Below are 26,960 nucleotides of genomic sequence, written 5' to 3' on the forward strand. Positions count from 1 at the left end.
ATGGCAGTCCGTGGTTCACAACGTATTTTATGGCCATTTTCTTTAGCTATCTTATTAGCCTTAAGCCATGCCATCTTAAAGCAGTTAAACTTACCTCATACCGTAATTAACTTCTTAATGCCTATAGTGTTGGCTTTAGGAGTTATTCGCATTCTGCTTTATATACTGCGTAAGGCCTTTATTGCTAGCGCCTTAGCAAAAACCTCTGAAACTGCTATAGCTATGATTATCTGGTTAGTTGTTATCTTACATCTAACCGATTTATTAACACCGCTACTCACTGCCATGGACACTTTAGCCTTTACTTTAGGTGAAAGTAAAATATCACTTTTAGCCGTAATTAAGCTCATTTTAGTGATTATTTTTGCTTTTACTTTTGCTATTTGGTTAGCAGAATTACTTAATCAACGCATCAAAGGCTCTAAGCATATTAGCCCAAGTATGCAGGTTGGCTTTAGCAAGTTTAGTAAGGTATTTTTAATCACCTCAGCTTTTTTAATCGCCTTAAATGCAGTAGGTATTAACTTAAGCTCCTTGGCAATTTTTGGCGGTGCCTTAGGTGTAGGGCTAGGCTTTGGCTTACAACGTATTGCATCTAATTTTATTAGTGGCTTTATTTTAGTATTAGATCGCTCGATTAAGCCTGGCGATGTTATTTCTGTAGGGGAAAACTTTGGCTGGGTACATGAGCTAAAAGCCCGTTATGTAGTAGTGCGCAACCGTGAGGGGGTTGATACTTTAATCCCTAACGAAAATTTAATTACTTCTGAGGTGATTAACTGAAGTTATGATGATCGCAATGTGCGATTAAAAATTGTTGTACGAGTAAGTTATGAAGATGATCCCGAGCAAGCAATGGCGATAATGCTAAGTTGTGCTAACAAGTCTATTCGAGTATTAGAAAGCCCAGAACCAACAGTGATGTTAAAAAACTTTGCTGAAAATGGTATTGAAATAGAATTGCGAGTGTGGATAGCCGACCCAGAGTATGGTGAAGATACGGTTAAATCTGATATTCATGTTGCTATTTGGCGGGCGTTTAAAGAAGCAAAAATAACCATACCTTACCCGCAGCGAGATTTACATATTCGCTCAGACCAACCTTTTAAAACCCGTGATAAATAACCATTAAAAAAGCCCCGTTAACATTATAATTTTTATAACACTAACGGGGCCTTCACTTAGTGCTAAGTATTAATAACTCAACACTTAACACTTAACACTTAACACTTAACACTTAACACTTAACACTTAACACTATATTTAAGCACTTCCTATCATATTACGTAACACATAATGTAAAATGCCACCATGCTGGTAATAGGATAATTCATTACCGGTATCTATCCGGCAAATAACTTCTATTTCTTGTTTAGAATCATCGGCATAAGTAATAAGAACTCTTAGCTTTTGTTTCGGTTTTAAATCATTAAGCCCCCGAATACTAAAGCGCTCATCACCTTTTAGTTGTAATGTTTTACGATCTGTTCCCGCTAAGAATTGTAATGGTAAAACACCCATGCCAATTAAATTAGAACGATGGATCCGCTCATAAGACTCAGTAATAACAGCACGAACACCAAGCATTAAAGTGCCTTTAGCCGCCCAGTCACGTGATGAACCTGTGCCATACTCTTTACCCGCCACAACAACCATAGGCGCACCCTGCTGACGATAGCGCATTGCAGCATCATAAATAGCCAGCTTATCACCTGATGGATAATGCCGGGTTACCCCGCCTTCTTCTTCAGGCACCATTTCATTACGAATGCGAACGTTGGCAAAAGTACCTCTTACCATTACTTCATGGTTACCTCGGCGTGAGCCATAAGAGTTGAAGTCTACCGTATCAACACCTTGCTGCTGTAGATATAAACCAGCAGGGCTAGTCTCACTAATAGAGCCAGCAGGTGATATATGATCTGTTGTCACCGAATCGCCTAGTAGGGCTAATAAACGTGCATCTTCAATATCCTTGATCTCCGAAGGCGTGCGGCTTAAGCCTTGGAAGAAATCGGGATGACGAATATAGGTGGATTCAGGCCAAGGATAGGTTTTTTCTTTTGGCACATTAATATTTTGCCAAGCCTCGTCGCCAGTAAATACTGCAGCATACTCTTTAGTAAACATGCTGGTTTGTACTTGGCCAACAGCTGCAGCAACTTCGGCATTATCTGGCCAAATATCTTTTAAATAGACCGGATTACCTTGCTGATCTTCGCCTAAGGGATCTTTAGTCAGATCAATATCAATAGTACCTGCTAGGGCAAAAGCAACTACTAATGGCGGAGAGGCTAGCCAGTTTGATTTAACAAAGGGGTGGATCCGACCTTCAAAGTTACGGTTGCCCGACAATACTGCTGACACGTTTAAGTCTGCTGAACTAATTTTCTGCTCAATAACATCGGCTAAAGGGCCTGAGTTACCAATACAAGTAGTGCAACCATAACCTACCAAATGGAAGCCTAGCTGCTCTAAAGGTGTCATTAAACCGGCTTGTTCTAAATAACGAGTTACAACTTTAGAGCCTGGTGCTAATGAACTCTTCACCCACGGCTGACGTTTTAAGCCTTTTGCTAAGGCTTTTTGCGCCAACAATCCCGCTGCCATTAAGACACTAGGATTAGATGTATTAGTACATGAAGTAATAGCGGCTATAACTACGGCATTATCTTTTAATTTAAATTGCTCACCTGCAAGCTCAAGATCATGTTCAGTATCATGAGTTGGCTGCGGCTGACCACCACCTTCATTTAACAAAGCTTTACGGCTTTCTTTATCTGCATCAATATCTAAAGCTAGCATGTCATTACAGTGCCGCTTTAAACCAGATAAAGTAACTTTATCTTGTGGCCGTTTAGGACCAGCCAGTGAAGGCACAACATCTGATAAATCAAGGCGAAGACTATCAGTAAAAATAGGTGCATGACCCTTTTCACGCCATAGACCTTGAATTTGAGTATAAGTTTTAACTTTATTGATTAGTGCTTGATCACGTCCAGTTAAAGCTAAATAATCTAAGGTTACTTGGTCAACTGGGAAGAAACCACAAGTTGCTCCATATTCTGGCGCCATATTAGCAATAGTTGCTCTATCTGCAAGTGATAGCATATCCAAACCATCGCCATAAAATTCAACAAACTTGCCTACCACACCATGATTACGCAATAACTGAGTAACAGTTAATACTAAGTCAGTTGCTGTAATACCTGGCTGTAACTTACCAACAAACTCAAAACCTACTACTTCAGGTATGGTCATTGAAACAGGCTGCCCCAACATAGCGGCTTCAGCTTCAATACCCCCTACGCCCCAACCTAAAATACCTAAGGCATTAATCATAGTGGTATGAGAGTCTGTTCCCACTAAGGTATCAGGGTATAAAGTAGGCGTATCAGTATCATTATTAGTCCACACTGTTTGCCCTAGGTACTCTAAGTTTACTTGGTGACAAATACCGGTTCCTGGTGGTACTACTCTAAAATTATTAAAGGCAGTCGCTCCCCAGCGTAAAAAAGAATAACGCTCATGGTTACGCTGCATTTCCATTTCTACGTTACGCTGAAAAGCCTCGGGGTTAGCATAACTGTCTACCATTACCGAGTGGTCAATAACTAAATCAACCGGCGTTAAAGGGTTAACTTTAGTGGGATCTTCGCCTAATTCGGCAACAGCTGCACGCATAGCCGCTAAATCAACGACAGCAGGTACCCCGGTAAAATCCTGCATTAACACTCGCGCCGGACTATAAGCGATTTCTCGATCTGAGCGGCCAGTTTTCTGCCAATCCACTAAAGCTTGAATATCTTCAACGCTAACATTGGCACCATCTAGGTTACGTAGTAAGTTTTCTAACAATACTTTTAACGAAAATGGCAACCTAGCAATGTCGCCGAAATCTGCACTGGCAGTGGCTAAACTGTAGTATTGGTAATCTTTGCCACCGACATTGAGTTTTCTTGCGAAATGAGCTGATGTTGTCATGCAATTCTCCTTATTATTACTCTAGTTAGAGTGTAGTGCAGATATCCAATGATGCTAAGTTTTTACGTTATAAAGCCCTGAAAGTGAGATACAGCAACAATATAATCAAGTTTTAGACAAGTTATTGTTTTAAATCATTTTAAATTAAACTAATCTTAGCAAACTTACGTTTACCCACTTGATAAATATCACTAGAACCTTTGCTAATTTCTAACTTAGTGTCTGTAACTTTATCTGTACCGTTCAACTTAACCGCACCTTGTTTAATCATACGAATAGCTTCTGAAGTACTATCCACTAAACCTGCTTCTTTTAATACATTAGCAATAGCCATACTAGCACCATTAGCTTGAATGTGTTTTTCTGGAATGTCGTCTGGTAGGGCGTTTTTACTAAAGCGCTGGATAAAATCTTGGTGCGCAGCCTCTGCTGCCTCTTCACTATGAAAACGGGCTATTATTTCTTTAGCTAAGAGTATCTTAATATCTCGCGGGTTTGTGCCCTTAGTAACCTGCTGCTTTAATTCTGCTATTTGCACAATAGGTTTAAAGCTTAGCAAGTCATAGTAACGCCACATTAAACTATCAGATATCGACATTATCTTACCAAACATATCATTAGGCGCATCGGTAATGCCAACATAGTTACCTAAAGACTTAGACATTTTCTGCACGCCGTCTAAACCTTCTAGTAAAGGCACCATCATAACGGTTTGTGGCCGTTGCCCTTCATCCTTTTGTAACTCTCTGCCCATTAACAAGTTAAAGCGCTGATCCGTACCGCCCATTTCAACATCGGCTTGTAAAGCTACAGAGTCCCAGCCTTGAACTAATGGATATAAAAATTCATGGATCGCAATAGATTGGTTATTAGCATAACGCTTTTTAAAGTCGTCCCTTTCTAACATTCTAGCAACAGTTTGTCTGGATGCTAACTTGATCATACCCGCTGCACCTAGCTGCTCCATCCACTCAGAGTTAAAGGCTATTCGTGTTTTATCAGCATCTAGTATTTTAAACACTTGCTCTTTATAAGTTTCAGCATTGGCTAATACTTCTTCACGACTAAGCGGCTTACGGGTAACATTTTTACCGCTAGGGTCGCCAATAGAACCGGTAAAGTCGCCTATTAAGAAAATAACTTCGTGGCCTAATTGCTGAAAGCTACGCAACTTATTAATTAATACGGTATGACCTAAGTGTAAATCAGGTGCCGTTGGGTCAAAGCCAGCCTTAATTTTCAATGGCTTGCCTTCTTTTAATTTGGCAATCAGCTCCTCTTCCAGCAAAATCTCTTCGCAACCACGTTTTAATTCTGCTAAAGCTAGCTCCCAGTCGGCCATCTGTGTCTCCCATTATATGTCTATTAATGCTAAATTAGCCCTATTCTATAGCATGTACAACTAGCTGCAAGCGCACAAAAGGCTGGTGTATTGCAAAAAAAACGTATATGCTCGGTTTTTGTACGTTTGTTGAGATTAGACTCGTATTATGCATTATTTAGTCACAAAAATTCCTAAACCACACCGCATATTAATTGCTGGTATTTCTGTGGTTCTGTCTATTGTTTTATTATTACCATCTGAACAAGCAGCAGCTTCAAGAGGCAACAAAAGCGAAACTCTAGAAATAGGTAAACGCTATAGCCTTGAGTTGCCGCTAACAAGCGAAGATTTAGCTGAAGAACTAGCATTAGCCAACTTAGCTGCATTACCAGAAGAAGATTCCAGTTTAAATTGGGCCACTTTGACTGTACAAAAAGGTGATGTGTTATCGGCACTGTTTAAAAAAGCCAATGTCAGCCAGCAAACAATGCTAAACATTCTAGCTTTAGGCGCTGAAACTAAAACCCTAACTCAGATCTTTCCTAACGAACAATTAGAGTTTGGCCTTGACCAAGCTGGCGAATTACAAGAGTTACGTTATGCCTTAAATCATTTAACCACTTTACGGATTAGTCGTGATGAAAACGGAAAGTTTATTGCTGAAGAGCTTAAAAAAGAAGTTGAACTACGTAGTCAGTTTTCAAGTGCAGTTATTCGCAGCAATTTTTGGAGCGCTGGCATAGAAGCCGGCCTATCAGAAGCACAAATAATGAACCTTGCTGGCATTTTTGGCTGGGATGTCGACTTTGGTTTAGATATTCGTGCTGGCGATAGCTTTAGCGTCTTATACGAAACTCAATTTGTTGATGGTGAGTTTATTGGTAATGGCAATATTGTTGCCGCTCAATTTCAAAACCAAGGCCATTTATACCAAGCAGTACGCCATACTGATGGTAATTATTATAAGCCTGATGGCGCTAGTATGCGCCAAGCCTTTTTACGGGCGCCAGTTAGCTTCCAATATGTTAGCTCTAATTTTAACCCTCGCCGTTTACATCCAGTATTAAAAACTGTCCGACCACATAATGGCGTTGATTACGTAGCACCAACTGGCACCCCTATTATGGCAGCAGGTGATGGTAGAGTCATTGCCTCAGCTTACAATAAGCTAAATGGCCATTATGTCTTTGTCCAGCACGCTAATAATATTGTCACTAAGTACTTACACTTATCTAAGCGTCAAGTAAGTAAAGGTGAAAAGGTCCGCCAAGGTCAAACCATAGGCCGTTTAGGCGCTACTGGCCGCGTAACCGGCGCCCATTTACATTATGAATTTTTAGTCGACGGTGTGCACCGTAATCCACGTACGGTAAAACTACCACAGGCAACGCCATTACAAGGTAATGAAAAGCAACTATTTACCCAACAAGCACAGCAAATATTAGCTCAGTTACAAACTAACGAAAGAGTATTGCTAGCGAAATCAGTATCTGAGCCAACAGCAGCACCTTAAGGTTAGTGTTTAGTGTTTAGTGTTTAGTGTTTAGTGTTTAGTGTTTAGTGTTTAGTGTTTAGTGTTTAGTGTTTAGTGTTTAGTGTTTAGTGTTTAGTGAAACAGTAAATACCCTGATAGAAAAAAGCCAATCTTCTGATTGGCTTTTTTTGTATCAGGTGTTACTGAGTTCATTAAGATAAATTGTGGAGGTTCGATTTACCCTAAACTAACCATTGGAGCCCTGGACGGGCGGAAATGAGCCCCCATGGATGGGTTTACGGCGTGTTAGTGTGGGTAAACCGAACCGTATATACACTTAAATTTAGTTTGAAACTGTTAGTGTTGAGTGCCTACTATTTGGGGCACACTACAGCCCACACTCAACACTATCCTAGCTAACCTACTAGTGCCAGCAGAATACCTGCCGCTACCGCTGAGCCGATGACGCCGGCTACGTTAGGCCCCATAGCGTGCATTAATAAGAAGTTATGCGGGTTAGCCTCTAGCCCCACTTTATTCACTACTCGTGCTGCCATAGGCACCGCAGAAACCCCTGCGGCTCCAATTAATGGATTGATAGGCTCTTTAGAGAACTTAGCCATCACTTTTGCCATTAATACACCTGCGGCTGTGCCTATAGCAAAGGCCACTGCACCTAACAGTAATATGCCTAGGGTTTGCATAGTTAAAAATTTATCAGCACTCAGCTTAGAGCCTACGGCTAAGCCTAAAAAGATAGTAACAATATTAATTAGCTCATTCTGTGCCGTTTTACTTAACCTATCCACCACGCCAGATTCACGCATTAAGTTGCCTAAACAAAACATACCTATTAGCGGTGTCGCGCTAGGTAGTAGTAAGATCGTTAATAAAAGCACTAATAACGGAAATAAAATCCGCTCTTTTTGACTTACTTCCCGTAGTTGATGCATTTGAATATTACGCTCAGCTTTAGAAGTAAGGGCGCGCATGATAGGCGGCTGAATTAGCGGCACTAACGCCATATAAGAATAGGCTGCAACGGCTATAGCGCCTAATAAGTCTGGCGCTAGCCTAGAGGCGAGAAATATCGCTGTTGGGCCATCAGCACCCCCGATAATGGCAATTGCAGAAGCTTCTTGTAAGGTAAAACTAAGCCCAGGCACTAAATTTAATGCCACAGCACCAATTAAAGTAGCAAAGATACCAAACTGAGCAGCAGCGCCTAAAAAGAGCATTTTCGGGTTCGCTATCAAAGCAGAAAAGTCGGTTAAAGCCCCAACCCCCATAAAAATAAGCAGCGGAAAGATCCCTGTTGCAATACCTACTTCATAAATCATATAGAGAATGCCACCAGGCTCAGATAAACCGGCAAGTGGAATATTGGTCAAAATGGCGCCAAAACCAATAGGCAATAAGAGCAATGGTTCAAATCCCTTAGCTATGGCTAAAAACAGCAAGCCAAAACCAACCAACATCATAATAACTTGGCCTGCAGTAAAATTGGCTAAACCAGTTGAAGCAATTAACGTTGTAAATGCATCCATAACATATCCTTAAGCAATATAACGTTAATCAAAGCTAATTAGCACATCACCTGTGCTTACGGCATCGCCAGCAGCAATGTGTATTTTAGATATAGTGCCATCAGCAACAGCACGTACCTCAGTTTCCATTTTCATCGCTTCCATAATAATAACCACATCGCCCCGCTTCACTTGGGCGCCGACTTTAGTCACTATTTTCCATATATTACCGGCTAAAGGTGCATTTAAAGTTGCACTGCCAGTCACAGAAGCACTACCAGGAATATTCTCAGATACTACAGGTTTAATAGCAGATAACTCACCGCTACTTGCCACCTCAACTTGATACACTTTGCCATCAACCCTAACGCTGTAACTGGCAGGTTCGCTATGTCTGGCTTCTAATTTTTTACTCGCTTGAGCTTGGGCTTTAGCTTTTAGTTCTTGCTCTGCTAATTGCTCAGGTGCAGGCTCAAAAGCGGCAGGATTATCACGATTTTTTAAGAACTTTAAGCCTACTTGTGGGAATAAAGCATAGGTTAACACATCGTCAATTTTATCATCAGCTAAACGAATTTGTTCCGTTTTAGCTAGCTCGGTTAACTCAAGTGTTAGCTTATCAAGTTCAGGAGCAATTAAATCAGCAGGGCGGCAACTTATGGCGGTCTCACCGGCAAGAATTTTATCTTGTAATTCCTTATTTACCGCAGCTGGTGTTGCACCATACTCGCCTTTAAGCACGCCAGCGGTTTCTTTGGTTACACTCTTATAGCGCTCGCCGGTTAAAATATTAAGCACCGCTTGAGTGCCAACAATTTGCGATGTTGGCGTAACTAAGGGTAAGAAACCTAAATCTTCCCGCACCCTAGGAATTTCTTTTAACACTTCATCTAACTTATCTAAAGCGCCCTGCTCTTTAAGCTGGCTTTCCATATTTGTTAGCATGCCACCTGGCACTTGAGCAATTAAAATTCGCGCATCAACCCCTTTTAATGAACCTTCAAATTGAGCATACTTTTTTCTAACATCACGAAAATACGCGGCAATCTCAGCCAGCAGCTCAATATTAAGCCCTGTATCACGCGCCTCACCTTCTGTAATAGCCACTATAGTTTCAGTAGCACTATGACCATAAGTCATACTCATAGAAGAAATAGCGGTATCTAAAATATCAATGCCAGCATCTATCGATTTTTGATAGGTTGCTGTACTTAACCCAGTTGTAGCATGACACTGCATAGCTAATGAAATTTTAGTCGCTTCTTTAATCCGTGTTACTAATTCTTCTGCTACATAAGGCTTTAATAAGCCGGCCATATCTTTAATGCAAATAGAATGACAGCCCATATCCTCTAGCTGCCGCGCCATATCAACCCACATATCTATGGTATGCACAGGACTTACCGTGTAAGAAATAGTGCCTTGGGCATGCGCACCCACTTTAATCGCCGCTTGCACTGCGGTTTGTAAGTTACGGATATCGTTCATGGCATCAAAAATACGAAATACATCGATACCATTTTTATGGGCTCGCTCAACAAAAGCTTCAACAACATCATCAGCATAATGCCGGTAACCAAGTAAGTTTTGGCCTCGTAACAACATTTGCTGCTTAGTATTAGGCATGGCTTTTTTTAGTTCGCGAATGCGATGCCAAGGATCTTCACCTAAATAGCGGATACAAGAGTCAAAAGTTGCTCCGCCCCAAGACTCAATGGACCAATAGCCAACTTGATCTAACTTTTCGGCAATAGGCAGCATATCTGCAAGACGTAACCGGGTGGCTAATAATGATTGATGGGCATCACGCAGAACTAATTCAGTTAATAATAATGGCTTACTCATATGAAAATCCTTTTAATGTTGTTGCCGATGCTGGTGAATGGCTGCAGTAATGGCAGCTATAATGGCTGGAGTAACTGCCGTTTCAGCTGCTGATGTATTGGTAGTATCAGTCTCTTTTGCTGGTACAGGAAAGTGACGCTGCATAACACGACTTAATAAAGTAACCGCTAATACTAATAACCAGAGAAAACAAAATACCGAACCCATACCTATTAACATTAAGTTGGCTGATTGCACTAACAATGCTGTCACCATGTTGTATTCCTTTTTTATTTTGGTTGGGATGAGTGCTAACCAGCTTTCAATTTAAGGCTAACACCAAGACATAGTGTTTTAGCCAACCCTTTATAACTCCTAGTATTATGCGGTGTTAATCTACTGACGCTAAATAACCTAGATTAATACTAAGTATTTACAGCAAAAATACACCTAGCATTAACCCGCTGCTGCATCCGATATTTGGAGCAATATATCGGATGCTAATTGCTCTAAAGCTTGACTTAAAGTTAGCACTAAAGCCGGATAACCATCAGCTTGCAGTGGCAGCTGATAACTAAAAGTGAAATATTGCTCACTAAGCTCGGCACGCTTTAAGCTGTAACGTCCCTGCAATAGGGCATAACCTTGGGCAGTGCCATGAAACTGGTCAACATTTAACATTATTGTTATCGCTTTAGGGCTGGGGGCATGCGCAATAACATAACGCTGATCTAGTGCTTGCACAGTATTTGCTAACTTACGTTGAATTTGCTCTGCTATAGGCTCGGCCCATAAATGCTGCCGCGCTAATACTAACTCTACTGCTGACATCTGCATAACAATAGACTTGCTGTTTAAATAATTGGCAACTTGAACCGGTTGCAAAAATATAGACTCTGCCCTTGGCTCTGCTGCTACATTGATTTCAGTATTAGCTAATTGATAATAAGCAACTGACACTGAGCTACTACAGGCTGTTAGTGCCAGCAGCATCAAAATTAAGGCAAGATTAATAATCCTCGTTCTCATTGTTTTGCTCTCTTAGGTTCTGGATCAGCTACTGTCTCAACATTAAAAAATAAAGCGTTACTTTGTTGATTTAGTAATTGCAAAATTGGTTGCACATCACGCAATACTTGATCAAGGGTTTGTAAGTTAGCATCTAAGCGATCATAAGCCGGTGAGCCTGGGCTAATTCCGCTCAACATCTGTTGTAACTGCTGCATACTTTGCTGTAATTCTTGCGGTAACTGCTGCAATTGCGGCGAGGCCAATAACGACTCTACTTGCAGCACTAAAACTGCGGCACTTTGCATTAAAGCATCAGTACTTTGTAGAGTTTTATCGCCTTGTAGTAATAACTGCTCTATCGGTAAATTATTAATTTTATCTAAGGCCATTAGCACTTTTTGCTCAATATTACTTAAACCGCTACGTGCTGTTGGCAGCATTGGATAGCCTACTATCGTACTTAAACGTTTTTGCTCTGCTAATAAGTTAATTTGCGATTCAGCATCTAAAAGCTCTTTATTTAAGGCCAGCTCAATAAATAGAGCGCCCGTTAATAAGTTACCTGGCTTTAAGGTCGCATGCATACCTTTAGCAACAGCTTTGTTTAATTCTTCTTTTAACTGATTAATGCTTAAATTGTCATATAAACGGCCGGTTTCAATCCTAATTAATACTGGAATACCCTGCTGTAAAGAAACTTCGAATGGTTTTTCAAATGAAAAGAAAAATGGCACACTAACAACAGTCCCCACCCGAATACCGCGATACTCTACAGGTGCGCCAGACTTTAATCCTCGCACTGACTCATCAAAAAACAATAAGTATTCAACGTATTCATTATACATTCCCTCTTGCACACTTTGCTTATTAGGAAACAATTGAAACTCTGCACCATTTGTCACTACCTTACCCGCCGGCCAACCTTGCATTAAATCAAAACTAACGCCACCGCTTAGTAAGGTGGTAACAGAAGCAACATCAACTTGTAAGCCTTCAGCAGTAAGATCAAATGCAAAACCACTACTAAGCCAAAACCGGACATTTTCTGAGACTAAACTATCGTAAGGCTCGCGAATAAATAATTGATAATCGGTACGTTTGTGGCTTAAATTAAACTCACTATATTCAACCGTACCTACCTCATAGCCACGATATAACACTGGATCGCCAACAGCTAAGCCACTCGAATCAGTTCCACTTAACATGACCCTAATACCGGGAGCATCAGCAGGAGCGGCAGGCGGGGTTGCCAGCAGCTCATACTCTCGCTTCTCGACTGTAGACTCGCCAGGCTGCAATTCAATATAAGCACCTGATAACAAGGTATCTAAACCTGTAACACCGGCTCGACCAACTTGCGGCTTAACTACCCAGAATTGTGAATCTTGATTAAGGATAGCGCTAATGGCTGGTTTCATTCGCGCTTTAATAATTACTTGCTTTAAATCCTCACTTAACTCTACCGAAACCACTTGGCCAACATCAACACTACGACTTTTAATTTGCGTTTTATTAGCAATAATTCCTTCAGCATCCGCAGCAATTAATGTTAACAAGGCACCTTGCTGCTGAAAATTATTATACAGCATCCAACAACCTACTAAGATTGCAGCCAATGGCACCACCCAAATGGGCGACCACTGTTTAATTCTGCGCACTTTTGCTGTTGCAGCTTGACTATCCGTCACTCTGTTTCCCCTTATTAACCAAACGTGCATCCCATAATAACCGCGGATCAAAACTTAATGCAGCCAGCATAGTAATAATTACCACGGCAGCAAATACAATAACACCAACCCCCGGATAGACTGACATTACTAAATCAAACCTAACTAAAGCAGCCATTATCGCTACCACTAATACATCTACCATTGACCAACGTCCTATCCAATCTACAACGCGATATACTTGGGTGGAATAACGCTGGCGATGCGCTTTAGATAATCGGGTTAAATAACATAGCCACAATAACACTATTATTTTTATCACCGGCACTATTACGCTGGCAATTAAAATAATAATTGCCACTGGGTAAGCACCTTCTTGCCACATAATGATTAAGCCACTAATAATAGTCGACTCTAATCGATCACCAAAAGACTCTGTGATCATAATAGGTAATAAGTTTGCTGGTATATAGAGTATTATTGCTGCAACTAATAAAGCTAACGTATTTTGTATACTGTTAGGTTGCCGTGAATAAACTCGGCTGTGGCAGCGTGAGCAATATTTGTGCTGAACTGGCACCATAGCAGTGCAAACTTGGCATAGCTTTAAACCTTGCTCTAAGCCACCTTGCCCTACTTTTGTGCTTAATTCTATTGCTGGGGTTGGTGCTATTTTTGACCATAACTCACGGCGATCTATTACCTGAAATACTCTTAAATGTAATAGACAAAAAATACAAAACGCCCAGAAACTTGGCCCTAACGATATTTCAGCATCTGCGACTAGTTTGACAAAGCTAATAATCAGCCCCATTAAAAAAATATCGACCATACTCCATGGCTTTAGCATATACAGCACGCGCGCTACCCAAACGCTAAACGGCAACTTGTAAACCATAGCCAGTTTTAAATAAATGATTGCCGACATACAAAAAGCGGGTATAGCTTGAATTAACAGCCAAATAAGCAAGGCTAGCCATTGATGATGTTGTTGGAATAACACCGACGAGGTATCAAAAAAACTCATTTGATGCCTGTCACCGGCGGCATACATGCTTACAAAAGGGAACAAATTAGCTAGCAGCAGCATAAATAAGGCAGTCGCAGCATAAAGAACAGGCCTTAAAATCGGCTGTTGATGCCGAGCATCTAGGGTATTGTTACAACGGCTGCAGCAGGCTTCTTGGCCGGCTATAAGCGCAGGGATTGTTTGTACTAAGTCACAATGCCGACACAATACTGTTTGCTCAGTATCATTATAATTGTCGGTAGCATGCTCTGTTACTGCACTAGTGGTAGCTAACACCGTCACCGTAGATTGGCTCACTGAAGTAATTAGAACTGAATGTTCGCTCAACTAACAGATTGTTTAGAGCCTATTAGTAAGCAAGTATTAGTTTGTATTTATAGCATAATATTAATAGTTTAGATAATAAAAGAGGGGTATAGAATTTAGGCATTAAAAAACCCGCTTTGGTTTTCACCTAAGCGGGCTCTTCGTAATATGGCGGACGCAGGAGGATTCGAACCTCCGACCGCTCGGTTCGTAGCCGAGTACTCTATCCAGCTGAGCTATGCGTCCGGGGTGGTACTTTTTTAATACAATAAAATTTGATACTACAATGTCTTTCGCAACGTCTTTCTTGATTCGCCATTCTAGGTTTAGATGGCGGACGCAGGAGGATTCGAACCTCCGACCGCTCGGTTCGTAGCCGAGTACTCTATCCAGCTGAGCTATGCGTCCGTTCTAAAACAAAAAATGGCGGAGAAAGAGGGATTCGAACCCTCGATAGAGTTTCCCCTATACACCCTTAGCAGGGGTGCGCCTTCAGCCACTCGGCCATTTCTCCGCTCTATGTTGCGGCGTGTATATTAATGTCTTAATAAAATATGTCAAACAATTTTTGGTAATACAAAGTTTGTTTGCCGACCTTTTAAACAATTGTGTAAATTAGCGGCACTAAATGGACGGAATCAATACACTAGAAGTAAAGAGCTTACTTTAATGAAATTAATTATTACCACCAAAACCACCTTCGGTTGTACCCTTTTCTGCTTGGATACGCATATAAATCTCTTCACGATGTACAGAAACTTCCTTTGGTGCATTTACACCAATGCGAACTTGGTTTCCTTTCACACCTAAAACTGTCACTGTGACTTCGTCACCTATCATCAGTGTCTCTCCAACACGACGAGTAAGAATTAGCATTCGCTTGCTCCTGTTTCGTTTACTCAATGTCTTGGACACTGAGAAAATTTTAGTCAACAATCATAACCCAGCATCAATAAGGATTAAATGGCTGATGCTACAAATAATGATATTTATTAGTTATTAATAATAAAGTTTTATAAGTGTAGCAAGCAATGACTATTTTCAAGTGTTTTTTCGGTATATATAAGTGTTTTTAAGACCAATCTGCAATACAGGGGGCTTTTAAACCTATATTCGTCAGCACAGTATCACTTTACATCTAGAATGATACTGTGATTAAAGCCATATCTAGTAAACTTTTAATTTAACTGCTCACTTACTTGAGCTTTAGCGGCCTCTAATACAGAGCTTAAAGCTTGCACATCTGTGCCACCTGCTTGCGCCATATCAGGACGGCCACCGCCTTTACCACCCAGTTGCTCTGCAGCCCAGCCAACTAACTTGCCGGCATGTACTTTACTGGTAGTGTCTGCAGTGACACCTGCAATTAAGCTAATTTTGTCATCATTAACTGTCGCTAATAAAATAACCGCCGAGCTTAATTTATTTTTAAGCTGATCAAGCATAGTGCGTAATGCCTTAGGCTCTGTAGCGGGCAGCTGAGTTATTAGCACTGTTACACCAGCAACATCTTCAGCTTGATCTAAAATAGACGCACTGGCTTGACTGGCTAACTTAGCTTTTAGCTGGTCAATTTCTTTTTCTAACGACTTACTACGCTCTAAACTCTGCTCTACCCGCTCAGCAATGCTAAGCACATCACCTTTAAGTGAAGCAGCCACCTGTTGAGCTTGTCGTTCTATTTGTTGTACATACGCCACTGCAGCTGAACCACTACAAGCTTCTATCCGGCGTACACCTGAAGAGATACCCGCCTCAGAAACCAATTTCACTAAGCCAATATCGCCGGTGCGTTTAACGTGAGTGCCACCACAAAGCTCAATTGAGAATTCACCCATGCTTAATACCCGAACCTCGTCGTCGTATTTTTCGCCAAATAATGCCATAGCCCCAGCCTCTTTAGCTTGTTCGATAGACATTAAACGGGTATTTAACTGATGATTCTGCTGAATTTGCTCATTAACTAGCTGTTCTATGCGGCGTAATTCGTCTGCAGTAACAGCTGAAAAATGGCTAAAGTCAAAACGTAGTCTATCTGGCTGCACTAATGAGCCTTTTTGCGTGACATGTTCACCTAATACTTGGCGTAAAGCGGCATGCAATAAGTGAGTCGCAGAGTGATTTTGTTTAATAGCAGCACGCCGAGCGCTATCAATTTGGGCATTAACGCTATCACCTTGCTTAATGCTACCTACCATCTTGCCTTTGTGAGCTATGGCATTGCTTAATTTAACGGTATCTTCTACCTTAAATACCGACCCTGACGGCAAACTTAAGGTACCGGTATCTCCTACTTGACCACCTGACTCGGCATAAAATGGCGTTTGATCTAAAATAACTAACCCGGTTTCGCCATCATTAAGCTGGGCCACAACTTGGCTATCTTTTATCAGCTCAAGTACTTTAGCCTGATTAGTTTCATCGCTATAGCCTGTGAAGTCAGATTGCTGCTCGGTGGTTAAATTCGCATTGTAATCGGCCGAGAAATTTGACGCTTGCTGAGCCCGTTTACGTTGCTCGGCCATAGCCGCTTCAAAACCATCATGATCAATAGTTAGGTTACGCTCACGCGCCACATCGTTAGTTAAATCTACTGGGAAGCCATAAGTATCATAAAGCTTAAACACTAGGTCGCCAGGTAATACAGTGCCTTCTAGCTGTTGTAGGGCCTGCTCTAAAATAACTAAACCACGCTCTAAGGTTTTACCAAACTGCTCTTCTTCTAACTTAATAATTTTTTCTATTACCGCTTGTTTTTGCACCAACTCTGGGTAAGCGTCGCCCATCTGATTAATTAATTCTGCTACTAACTGATAGAAGAAGGCACCTTTAGCACCTAATTGATTACCATGACGTACCGCACGGCGAATAATACGACGTAATACATAGCCACGGCCTTCATTCGAAGGTTGCACACCATCAACAATTAAAAAAGCACAACTACGAATATGATCAGCCACGACTCGTAATGACTTATTACTAAGATCAGTCGCACCGGTAATCTTGGCAGCTACGTTAATTAAAGCGACAAAGGTGTCTATTTCATAATTACTATGCACATTTTGTAAAATAGCCGCTATACGCTCAAGCCCCATACCCGTATCAACACTCGGCTTAGGTAAAGGTTCCATTGTGCCATCAGCTTGGCGATTAAACTGCATAAAAACGATGTTCCAGATTTCAATAAAACGATCACCATCTTCTTCAGCTGAACCTGGAGGGCCACCCCATATATGATCGCCATGATCATAAAAGATTTCAGAGCAAGGTCCGCATGGTCCTGTATCACCCATAGACCAGAAGTTATCTGATGCATAAGGCGCACCCTTGTTATCGCCAATGCGAATAATTCGTTCAGCAGGCACACCAACTTCATTTAACCAAATGGCATAAGCCTCATCATCGGTTTCATATACAGTAACCAATAACTTTTCTTTTGGTAGCTTTACTTCTTCCGTTAAAAACTGCCAAGCATATTGAATAGCTTCACGTTTAAAATAATCACCAAAGCTAAAATTACCTAGCATTTCAAAAAAGGTATGGTGACGGGCGGTATAGCCAACGTTTTCTAAGTCATTATGTTTACCACCCGCACGCACACAGCGCTGTGACGATACGGCACGGCTATAGTTGCGTTTATCTTGACCTAAAAAGACATCTTTAAATTGCACCATACCAGCATTAGTAAATAACAAAGTGGCATCATTCCCTGGGATCAGCGAGCTGCTGGGCACAATCTGGTGTTGTTTATTGGCGAAAAACTCTAAAAAAGCACGCCTGATCTTGGCCGATGTCATTGTCATGAAAAAATCCTGTCCACGTTGGGTTATTCAAAATAAAGTTATTTAATCTAGTTACTTCTCAGTAAAGATAGAGTTTATTTGTTCTATGCTAAAACCACGACGTTGCATATACGCCATGCGCTTCATTTTTTCTTTATAATCAGTTACAGGGCTATTAGCATATTTTTTGCTATACACCTGCATAGCCAGTGTAAACCAATCGATATTTAATTCTGCTAGACAGCGCTTAAGCTCGTCAACTGTAATATTATGTTGCTTACATTCTTGGGCAATATAGTTATAGCCATAACCTTTATTGCTGCGACTGCGAACCAACATACTAATAAAACGTTGCTGATTCAGATAATCGTAATTTTTACACCAAGCTATTACTTGTTCTATATCTTGCTCTAAACCACCAAGCTGCTGCAACCTGCGACGTAACTCTAACTCACTATAGTCTCGTCTTGTTAGCCAACTTAGGGCTTTATGCTTTAATGCTTTGGGTTCAAGCATCTTTATACTACCAAGACACCATCATCATTTTTAGTGTTTATTTGCAAAGCAAAAAAGTCATTGAATGATAGAAAAAAAGCAATATTAAGCACAGGGATAACGACAATTAAACCAATAAACAGGGTAGGTGCTGACAGCAATATTAATAAAAAACTTAATATTGCAAAGACAACTAAAGGGGTAATATTGCGCCAACAAGCAATAAAACTGGTATGCATTATCACTAGCAATCGCTGCTCATGTAAAAAATAGGCAATAGCAACAGCATAAGCGAATACCATCCAGACAATAATAGAGCTGGCAACAAACAAAAGTATTAACCAAGGTTCATAAACACCATTTTTAAGTTGGCTATCAATAGTTTGTATCATTAGGCTTAGTGGTATTGCGGCCAGCATATTTATGGCGGCTAAACGAATAAACACCATACGACAACTCGGCTGTTGTAATGGGATAAACATATCGGTGTATTTAATGGTTTCTTTATGCTGAATGGCCACTATGCTTTTATAAATACCGGCAGTAAAAAACGGACTAATAAACAAAGCAGCTATATTTAGTAATGTATGTGTAGTACCAAGCAAAGCTGTAGCAATAAGCGTAACAAACATCAACAGCCAAATCAGTGGAGCTTGTTTAAATATATGCCAAGCTTGTTGCAACCACTGCACTGCTGCCGATATTTTAACCCGTTTAACAATAAGCTTAACCTGAAACTGGTTATCCACTATGTCTCCAATGAGTATAAAGCGCTTATACAAAAATCTAATTAAGCTAATATTATACTGTAAAATAAGACTAATTAAGAGCGCTAGTTAATAAACATTGTGAACTAGTTAGCTATGTTTAACTCTGCTAGTAAGGTTTTTGCTGTGGGCTCTTGCTGTAATTGCCATAAAATATAGCGGCTATCAACATGAATGGCTCGGCTATGTTGCTCATTATAATGCCAATCACTGATAACCGTTTCGCAAGCGCCGCCCGATACCACGCCAACAATATTCCCTTGTAAATTTAAACTGACGGCACCAGCATGACCAAGGGTAATATCAGCACTGCTTAAAAAATTGATTGGTAATTTTTGTTGTTTTGTTTGCTTTAGCCGCTGCAGCACTTTTTGTACTGCGGATGATTGTTCGATATTAGCAAGGCTATCAATTAAGCCTTGGGCTGAACTAAATGGCTGATACCAAATAGCATCTTTAGGTTGATAGCCTTCAACTTTAGCAATATTTAAGCGTAAAGTACCATTAGCATCGGCATAAAAGTCTTGATTATTAGCATCATTAAAAGCCTGCCATATTTCAATATAATCAGGCCAAATCTGGGCAAACTTAGCCTCTAACTGTAAACGTTGCTGACTAGCCTGTTCACTGCTTGGCTGCATAGCGACAGCAAAGCTAATAAGGCTATCTTCACTTTGCTGAAACTGACTGACAGAAGCTGTTAACCAAGCTTGCTGCTGCTCAGGATCCATTAATTTAGTGCCTCTATATATTGCAGCTAATTTATGCCTAACAATCTCTAAATTAAAACCATCATTTAAAGAAAAGTAATAGTCTAAGCCAGCTAAACGATATTCAGCAGGTAACTGAGCATATTCGGCTAAAAAGTGTAAGGCTAAATTTTGATCTACCCGACTATCAAAGTGTTCCCTAAATTGCTGCATACTGCGTAATAATGCTTTTTTTGTTAATGCTAATACCTTGCTATTACTCGACTCTGTTTGTCTAAGTAACGCATACTGATATAACTGCCTCGCTAAAGTAGGTAGTTGAACAAAGTTAAGGTTTTTAAGGGTTAAGTCGCGTACCGATTGTTGATATTGCTGCTGATTAAGCACAGCTACTTGCTGGATAATTTGCGTATATAGCTGTCGCCTAACAGAGCTACCGTTAATCCAAGTGTTTAACTTCTCTTCCTGCGCAAGTTTATTTATCACCACAATGCTATGTTGGAAGCGAGCTATTTTTGCTTGCTCCTGCGCTATGTTACTTTCGAGTAATTGCAATTGCTGTTGATATTTTTTAGCTAATTGCGGAGCATCTTTAGTCTGTTGCTGTAAAATTGCTAAAGCTTGTTGCTGATAGTGCAATTGCAATGGGCTAAGTTGTTCAAACTGAACTTTTACCGCTTCAGCAGTTTGATAGCGTTGGCTTTGCTGAGGAAAGCCAGCCACTAAAATATGCTCATGTTGTGCGACACCTTTACTAGCAATAGTTAAAAATGTTGCTGCTTGATAGGGTACATTTTGTAGCGAAAAGGCAGCAGCTTGACCTTTAGTATCAACATAACCGCGGACAAATACATAATCAGCATTATATTGTGGCCAAGCATTATCTTTAGCACTAGGGTCTAACCGCGCTAAACTATTATTAGGGGCATAAACAAGCCTAACATCTTGTATTTCTATTGATTTAACTAAACTATATTTCAGTCCACCACTAACAGAATGCAGCTGACAACTTAATCCAGACTGCTGTTCACATTGATTAATTAATTGCTCAGAAATTTGCTGAATCTTTTGTTGTCTTTGTTGTGCTGATAACTCAACATCTAACTGCCGATTAATGATTAAAGTTACATCTTCCACTTGTTGCGGAATTTTTAGCTGTAAATCATCTAGGACTAATTCTGTATCAGAACTTGTTGCGACAAAGTTTTCAGCTGTTAACAAATGAGAATTCTCATTTATTTTACTAGCTATACAATCATAATTAGTGAGTACTAACCCTTGATTAGACACTAGAGCACCACTGCAATCACCCACTTGCACAGTAGTATTTAAACTCAGTCGAGTTAATCTATCTAGATTTTTCGCTTTATCGCTAACCTTATTAGCGACCAATAATTTTGCTAATTCCGGTTGTTGCTTTATTTGCCAAAATCCTTCTTTTGCCGTTACTGACAAGCAACATAACAACAGCGCTACGCTGATCATCCGACATTTATTCATATCACACTTTTCACCTGATAACGCATTGAAGTAAACGCTAGCACATTATGTCCTCTAGCTTTGCAGTAATGCGTTAAGGCGCTCAAATATGCGATAATTGCCAACATTTCATCCCAATATTGCCTAGATTAAATCATCTTGACCTATAGCAATAACAACGGATAATGCATATTAACAATAATATAGGTTTTTTTATGGAAGCACTTTTTGAACGATTAATGTATGCATCGCGCTGGATAATGGCGCCCATTTATCTTGGACTGAGTTTAGCGCTAATCGCCTTAGGTATTAAATTTTTTCAAGAGGTTTGGCATGTTATTCCTATCATATTTACGATGCAGGAGATTGAATTAATTTTAGTCGTACTATCATTAATAGACATTACCTTAGTAGGCGGTTTAATTGTGATGGTGATGTTTTCAGGATATGAAAACTTTGTCTCACGACTAGACTTAGAAGGTAATACAGATAAATTAGGCTGGTTAGGTAAATTAGATTCTGGTTCTTTAAAAAATAAAGTTGCGGCATCTATAGTAGCAATTTCATCTATCCATTTATTAAAAGTGTTTATGAACACAGAAAACATTAGTAATGACAAAATCAAATGGTACTTAATAATGCACATTACTTTTGTTTTATCCGCATTTGCTATGGGCTATTTAGATAAATTACTACGAAAATAAGTGTAATTCGGCCTAACTATGCTAAGTTTGCAACATAGTTAGGTATGCTCTATGCCACAAAGGAGTGTCAGCATAGTGATATTTTCATCTTGCTTTAAAAGCTATATAAAACCAATGTTATTACTAATATTGGTAATTATTTCTGTTCATTGCAGTGCAGTAGCAGCTTCGCCATTATTATCGAACTTTAAACCTAAAGATTATAATGGCGGCACCCAAAATTGGGCAATTATTCAAGATCAGCATGGCTTACTCTATGTAGGTAATAATGTTGGGCTGATGCAGTATGATGGCTCACAATGGCGGATGATTGCCACTCGCAACAAATCAGTAGTACGTTCTTTAGCCTTAGCGGAGGATGGCAATATTTATGTCGGTTCTAAAGGTGACATTGGCTATCTTGATCAAAATGCTAATAGCCGTTATATCTCTTTAATTGACCGTATACCAAGTGAATACCAGAATTTTCAAGATGTTCGTCAGACATTTGCCGCTAAAGAGGGTATCTATTTTATTAGCCGCAATTATATTTTTCGGGTTGATATTAAGACTAATAGCCCAACCAAAGTATGGCGCACTAATAGCCGATTTTTAAAAGCCTTTTGGCTAGAAGATCGTCTTATAGTCCGCGAAGAAGGGACTGGTCTTGTCGAGTTAGTAAACAATAACTTTCAACTCCTAGCAGGTAGTGAACGCTTTGCTAAAACTAACGTTTATGTTTTATTACCTTATGACGACAGTCGCTTTCTAGTTGGAACGCGAAGCCAAGGCTTATTCTTGATGGACGCATCAGGCAGTCTCCCTTGGCAAACCGATATTGATAACCAATTACTTAATGACACTTTATATACTGGCTATCAATTAAAAAATGGTGACTTTGCTTTAGGTACCAGCCACAGTGGCGCTTATATACTCTCTGCTGACGGTAAGCTAAAACAACACCTTGATAAAAGTGCTGGCATGCTTGATGAAAATATCCGGGCTATTTTTCAAGATCATCAACAAGGATTATGGTTTGCCTTAGATCATGGTTTAAGTAGAATTGATTTATCATCTGCTATTAGCTACTTTGATGATAATAATGGTCTACGTGGTAATGTTTTATCACTATATAAACATAATGATGTGCTTTACGCTGGTACTAGCTTAGGTCTATTTCGTCAAAGCAGTGCTAAACAATTTAAGGCTATTCCTGAAGTACAAAAGCAAACATGGGATTTTATTAGCTTTGAGCAACAATTACTGATTGCCAATAGTCGTGGCGTTTATCGTCTTGAAAATCAAAACGTTAGCTTACTTCGCGCCTCTGAACAAGCCAGCAAAACTCTCTATCAATCCAAACTTGATCCTAAACGCTTATATATAGGTTTACAAAATGGTTTAGCTAGTATGCGCTATAGCCAAGGTCAGTGGTTTGACGAAGGCAGGGTCCCTGGCGTTACAGGCAATATAAATAGCATATTAGAATTAGATAATGGGGAACTATGGCTAGGCACTTTAGCCCACGGTGTCTATCAGCTAACTATTCCTCAAGCTTGGCAAGGTGGCAACTCAGTTCCTTTAGCAATAAAACGCTATGACAAAGCTGCAGGTTTACCAAGTGCTAATCGTAATGCTGTCTCACTTTTTAAACAACAACTGCTCTTTGCTACTGTAGGCGGCTTTTATCGCTTTAATCCATCAACTGAGCAATTTTACTTAGATGAAAACTTAGCCACGGCATTTGACCAACCGCAACCTTGGGTTCGCTTACCCCAAGAAGATTTAAACGGAAACTTATGGTTATTAACTTGGGATAACTCTAATGGCAGTCGCCACGCTGGCATGCTATTAGCTGATGATAGCGGTCAATATCAGTGGCATGTAGCTGCTTTGGCGCCTCTAAAAGATATCCCTTTTGACAGTTTAATGATTGACTCTAACAATACTATTTGGTTTGGTGGGGCCGAAGGTATATTTCGCTTCGCTAGCGAAGAGCATCAGGTTATTACCACTAAAACACCTTTAATCCGCCAATTACGCCAACTTAATGGCGATTTGTTATTCCTTGGCGGAACAGTTCCTACAAGCCTGATATTAAAACCAAGCTCTAACAGCTTGCGCTTTACTTATACCAGCCCTAATTACAGTCATGTCTTTACTCAACAGTTTCAAACTAAATTAGCAGGTTATGATCAGAGCTGGTCTGAGTTTAGCTCTGAGCTTTATCGTGACTATACCAACTTACCTAGTGGTAATTACCAGTTTTTACTGCGGAGCCGGAATAACCAAAACGAAACTTTTACAGCCCAACCTTTAACATTTAGCATTAGTACAGCTTGGTACTTAAGCCATTATGCGCTGCTGGGCTATGCCATTATGCTCGCCCTAGTTTTATATGCTATACACAAATGGCATCTGTACAGTCTGAGAAAAGATAAAGAATACTTAACAACGCAAATAGAACAACACAGCGCCAAAATTCAGCAAGCTATGCAAGAATTACAACAAGCTAAACAACATGCTGAAGCTGCAACTGTCGCTAAAAGTGAATTTTTGGCTAATATGAGCCATGAGCTACGCACCCCTTTAAATGCAGTACTTGGTTTTACTGATCTGGCTCAGCAAAGTGATGATACGGTTAAGCGCGCTAGCTATTTACAAAAAGCCCAAGCTTCGGGCAAAGTGCTGCTTAGTGTTATTAACGACATCTTAGACTTTTCCAAAATTGAAGCCAATAAACTCCAATTAGAGCAGCTGCCATTCTCACTTGCCGTAACAGTGCAGCAAGTTCAAGATATTTTCAGTAGTCAATTACAGCATAAGCCGATTACTTTTAACCAACATATAGATACTCATATCCCCGCATTAGTTGTAGGCGATGCTTTACGACTAAGCCAAGTGCTTATTAACCTTATTAGCAATGCTATTAAATTTACTGAGCAAGGTGACATTACCTTAAGCTTAACCTCTACTCCCCAGCCAGCTTCAGAGCAAGTATCAATTATCTTTAGCGTTACCGATACCGGTATAGGTATTTCCGCTGAGCAACAAAAAGACTTATTTACCGCTTTTAGTCAAGCAGACAGCTCTATAAGTCGTAAATATGGCGGAACTGGCTTAGGTCTAACTATAAGTCAGCGCTTAGTTAAGCTTATGGGCGGTAATTTGCAGCTAACGAGTCAACAAGGTGTTGGCAGCCGATTTTATTTTAGCTTGCGGTTTAATTTACCTTCTAGCCAAACTAACTTAGAAACAGCTGCTGTTGCTCCCACCACATTATCAAAACCTTCGGCTAAAATAGCAGCATCTGCGACAAGCCATACAGTGTTAGTAGTAGAAGACAATTACTTTAATCAAGTATTAGTCCAGATTGTATTACAAAAATTAGGTTATCAAATTTTAACCGCCAATAGTGGCGAGCAAGCACTTAGCATGGCACAACAGCAATCTGCCTCTTTAGTGTTAATGGACATAGAAATGCCTGGCATGAACGGCTATGAAACCAGCCAACAATTGCGCCAGCTTACCAATTATAACAATACACCTATTATTGCCATGACAGCCCACTGTAGTGAGGATGTTATCCAGCTTTGCTATAAAAATAAGATGAATGATGTTCTAAGCAAGCCTTTTAGCCACGCTGAACTCATCGCTAAATTGGAGCTATGGCTAAGTTGATAAATTCTGTTAGCTCAATTTATCTATCACTGCGCTAAATTCAACGAAACGGCAGAGGTGTTAAACGCCGGCTAATGGCTGACCTATCTGGTTTAAATCAAAAGGGGTGGCCTGATAAACATAGTAGTTAAGCCAGTTACTAAATAATAAAAAAGCATGGCTTTGCCAAAGCTTTAAAGGTGCCTGACTAGCATCATCATTTGGATAATAGTTTTCAGGCAGCGCACTATTAATACCGGCGGCAAGATCACGCTGATATTCATCATCTAAACTCGTCACATCATATTCTGGATGACCAGTAACGAAGACTCGGCTACCACTAGTGTTTTGCAATAAATAAGCACCCGTAGCCTCAGCGGCGGCTAAAATGTGTAAGTCGGGATGCTGCTGGTACTTTTGCTCAGGTACTTGAGCATAACGAGAGTGCGGCACCAAAAACTCGTCATCAAAACCGCGCACTAGTGGCGATAACGGCTGCTTAACTTGCTGCCAATAAATGCCTGATAGTTTTTCACCACGTATTTCGCGCTGTAAATCGTAATAGTGATATAAAGCAGCATGAGCCGACCAGCATAAAAATAAAGTTGATGTAACGTGCTTATCTGCCCAAGCTAAAATATCAGCAAATTGCTGCCAATAGGTCACCTCTTCATATTCAACTAAGCCTAAAGGTGCGCCGGTAATAATTAAACCATCATAATTTTTAGGCTCTACCTCAGAAAAATACCGATAAAAGCAGTTTAAATGATTTTCGGGGGTATTTTTACTGACATGATCGTCCAACCTTAATAGCTCAATATCTAATTGTAATGGGCTATTAGCCAGCAGGCGCAACAACTGAATTTCTGTGGTAATTTTATTAGGCATTAAATTGAGAATAGCAATTTTTAGTGGCCGAATATCTTGCTGCACAGCACGACTTTCTGTCATCACAAAGATGTTTTCAGCAAGTAAGGCAGCAACTGCTGGCAGTTGGTCGACAACATTAATTGGCATGGTAAACACTCATTATTGTTAGCTGGAATAGATTGATGGCTTACTGTGCAAAATAAATAGCATAAAGTCAACATCTAAACGTTTAGATGGCTAAAGTGCAAATTGAAATATAGAATATAAAAAGTGGCTCTAAACTTGGCCAGTGCAAACTCTTGTACTACTGTGTCTTCAGGCTCAGGCTGAATACTAATGTCAGCTTTGCAGCTTATTAAGGCAAGTGC

19 protein-coding genes and 3 tRNA genes are annotated in these 26,960 nt (G+C 40.2%); 5 read left to right on the plus strand and 17 right to left on the minus strand.

Features of this window, described 5'->3' with window-relative positions; translation table 11 throughout:
- Together RDV63_RS15300 and RDV63_RS15305 are read left to right on the plus strand one after the other, a co-directional pair.
- On the plus strand, nucleotides 1-783 hold the full coding sequence (locus RDV63_RS15300; RefSeq protein ID WP_409934839.1) for a mechanosensitive ion channel family protein: 783 nt from the start codon (nucleotides 1-3) through the stop codon (nucleotides 781-783).
- A gap of 18 nt (nucleotides 784-801) precedes the next feature.
- A complete protein-coding gene (locus RDV63_RS15305; RefSeq protein ID WP_409934840.1) occupies nucleotides 802-1,125 on the plus strand; it encodes a mechanosensitive ion channel family protein in 324 nt (107 codons plus the stop codon).
- Between the two features lie 138 nt (nucleotides 1,126-1,263).
- On the opposite strand, the gene acnA is transcribed toward RDV63_RS15305, so the two are convergent.
- A complete protein-coding gene (gene acnA / locus RDV63_RS13490) occupies nucleotides 1,264-3,984 on the minus strand; it encodes an aconitate hydratase AcnA (protein WP_313910023.1) in 2,721 nt (906 codons plus the stop codon).
- A 139-nt stretch (nucleotides 3,985-4,123) separates the two neighbouring features.
- Nucleotides 4,124-5,326 carry a tyrosine--tRNA ligase gene (gene tyrS, locus RDV63_RS13495; RefSeq protein WP_313910024.1) on the minus strand — a complete coding sequence of 401 codons (1,203 nt, stop codon included), beginning with the start codon at nucleotides 5,324-5,326 and terminating at the stop codon, nucleotides 4,124-4,126.
- A gap of 148 nt (nucleotides 5,327-5,474) precedes the next feature.
- Here tyrS and RDV63_RS13500 point away from each other — a divergent pair, with 148 nt between their 5' ends.
- Nucleotides 5,475-6,821 (plus strand): peptidoglycan DD-metalloendopeptidase family protein, encoded by a 1,347-nt coding sequence (locus tag RDV63_RS13500; protein WP_313910025.1) that lies wholly within the window; start codon nucleotides 5,475-5,477, stop codon nucleotides 6,819-6,821.
- Between the two features lie 377 nt (nucleotides 6,822-7,198).
- Here the strand turns inward: RDV63_RS13500 and RDV63_RS13505 are convergent, their stop codons facing one another.
- The 14 genes from RDV63_RS13505 to RDV63_RS13570 all read right to left on the minus strand — a co-directional run bounded on the left by RDV63_RS13505 (nucleotide 7,199) and on the right by RDV63_RS13570 (nucleotide 21,400).
- Nucleotides 7,199-8,329 carry a sodium ion-translocating decarboxylase subunit beta gene (locus RDV63_RS13505; RefSeq protein ID WP_313910026.1) on the minus strand — a complete coding sequence of 377 codons (1,131 nt, stop codon included), beginning with the start codon at nucleotides 8,327-8,329 and terminating at the stop codon, nucleotides 7,199-7,201.
- 24 nt (nucleotides 8,330-8,353) lie between these two features.
- The gene (gene oadA / locus RDV63_RS13510) at nucleotides 8,354-10,153 is read right to left on the minus strand and encodes a sodium-extruding oxaloacetate decarboxylase subunit alpha (protein WP_313910027.1); all 1,800 of its coding nucleotides are present in this window, start codon (nucleotides 10,151-10,153) and stop codon (nucleotides 8,354-8,356) included.
- 12 nt (nucleotides 10,154-10,165) lie between these two features.
- Nucleotides 10,166-10,408 (minus strand): OadG family protein, encoded by a 243-nt coding sequence (locus RDV63_RS13515; protein ID WP_313910028.1) that lies wholly within the window; start codon nucleotides 10,406-10,408, stop codon nucleotides 10,166-10,168.
- Nucleotides 10,409-10,588: 180 nt separating this feature from the next.
- The gene (locus tag RDV63_RS13520) at nucleotides 10,589-11,161 is read right to left on the minus strand and encodes a PqiC family protein (RefSeq protein ID WP_313910029.1); all 573 of its coding nucleotides are present in this window, start codon (nucleotides 11,159-11,161) and stop codon (nucleotides 10,589-10,591) included.
- Entirely contained in the window at nucleotides 11,158-12,831 is a 1,674-nt protein-coding gene (pqiB, locus tag RDV63_RS13525) for an intermembrane transport protein PqiB (RefSeq protein WP_313910030.1), read from the minus strand. Before pqiB ends, RDV63_RS13520 begins: the two co-directional genes overlap by 4 nt.
- Nucleotides 12,821-14,137, minus strand: a complete 1,317-nt coding sequence (locus RDV63_RS13530; protein WP_313910031.1) for a PqiA/YebS family transporter subunit — start codon at nucleotides 14,135-14,137, stop codon at nucleotides 12,821-12,823. Before RDV63_RS13530 ends, pqiB begins: the two co-directional genes overlap by 11 nt.
- A 178-nt stretch (nucleotides 14,138-14,315) precedes the next feature.
- Nucleotides 14,316-14,392, minus strand: a tRNA-Arg gene (locus tag RDV63_RS13535).
- Nucleotides 14,393-14,477: 85 nt separating this feature from the next.
- Nucleotides 14,478-14,554, minus strand: a tRNA-Arg gene (locus RDV63_RS13540).
- Between the two features lie 16 nt (nucleotides 14,555-14,570).
- Nucleotides 14,571-14,660: transfer RNA gene (locus RDV63_RS13545), tRNA-Ser, on the minus strand.
- Nucleotides 14,661-14,821: 161 nt separating this feature from the next.
- Nucleotides 14,822-15,022 carry a carbon storage regulator CsrA gene (gene csrA / locus RDV63_RS13550; RefSeq protein WP_313910032.1) on the minus strand — a complete coding sequence of 67 codons (201 nt, stop codon included), beginning with the start codon at nucleotides 15,020-15,022 and terminating at the stop codon, nucleotides 14,822-14,824.
- A gap of 302 nt (nucleotides 15,023-15,324) precedes the next feature.
- Nucleotides 15,325-17,943 carry an alanine--tRNA ligase gene (gene alaS / locus RDV63_RS13555; protein WP_409934866.1) on the minus strand — a complete coding sequence of 873 codons (2,619 nt, stop codon included), beginning with the start codon at nucleotides 17,941-17,943 and terminating at the stop codon, nucleotides 15,325-15,327.
- Nucleotides 17,944-18,000: 57 nt separating this feature from the next.
- The gene (locus tag RDV63_RS13560; RefSeq protein WP_313910034.1) at nucleotides 18,001-18,444 is read right to left on the minus strand and encodes a regulatory protein RecX; all 444 of its coding nucleotides are present in this window, start codon (nucleotides 18,442-18,444) and stop codon (nucleotides 18,001-18,003) included.
- A 2-nt stretch (nucleotides 18,445-18,446) separates the two neighbouring features.
- Nucleotides 18,447-19,172, minus strand: coding sequence for a hypothetical protein (locus RDV63_RS13565; protein ID WP_313910035.1), 726 nt, complete (start codon nucleotides 19,170-19,172; stop codon nucleotides 18,447-18,449).
- A 104-nt stretch (nucleotides 19,173-19,276) separates the two neighbouring features.
- Nucleotides 19,277-21,400: a S46 family peptidase gene (locus RDV63_RS13570; protein WP_313910036.1), complete on the minus strand. Its 2,124-nt coding sequence runs from the start codon at nucleotides 21,398-21,400 to the stop codon at nucleotides 19,277-19,279.
- A 194-nt stretch (nucleotides 21,401-21,594) separates the two neighbouring features.
- Here RDV63_RS13570 and RDV63_RS13575 point away from each other — a divergent pair, with 194 nt between their 5' ends.
- Together RDV63_RS13575 and RDV63_RS13580 are read left to right on the plus strand one after the other, a co-directional pair.
- Nucleotides 21,595-22,083: a TIGR00645 family protein gene (locus RDV63_RS13575; protein ID WP_313910037.1), complete on the plus strand. Its 489-nt coding sequence runs from the start codon at nucleotides 21,595-21,597 to the stop codon at nucleotides 22,081-22,083.
- Nucleotides 22,084-22,134: 51 nt separating this feature from the next.
- Nucleotides 22,135-25,743, plus strand: a complete 3,609-nt coding sequence (locus RDV63_RS13580) for an ATP-binding protein (RefSeq protein WP_313910038.1) — start codon at nucleotides 22,135-22,137, stop codon at nucleotides 25,741-25,743.
- A 60-nt stretch (nucleotides 25,744-25,803) separates the two neighbouring features.
- Here RDV63_RS13580 and metA read toward each other — a convergent pair whose 3' ends face one another.
- A complete protein-coding gene (metA, locus tag RDV63_RS13585; RefSeq protein ID WP_313910039.1) occupies nucleotides 25,804-26,739 on the minus strand; it encodes a homoserine O-succinyltransferase in 936 nt (311 codons plus the stop codon).
- Nucleotides 26,740-26,960 lie beyond the last annotated feature (221 nt).

This window comes from Rheinheimera sp. MMS21-TC3 (assembly GCF_032229285.1).
Lineage (GTDB): Bacteria > Pseudomonadota > Gammaproteobacteria > Enterobacterales > Alteromonadaceae > Alishewanella.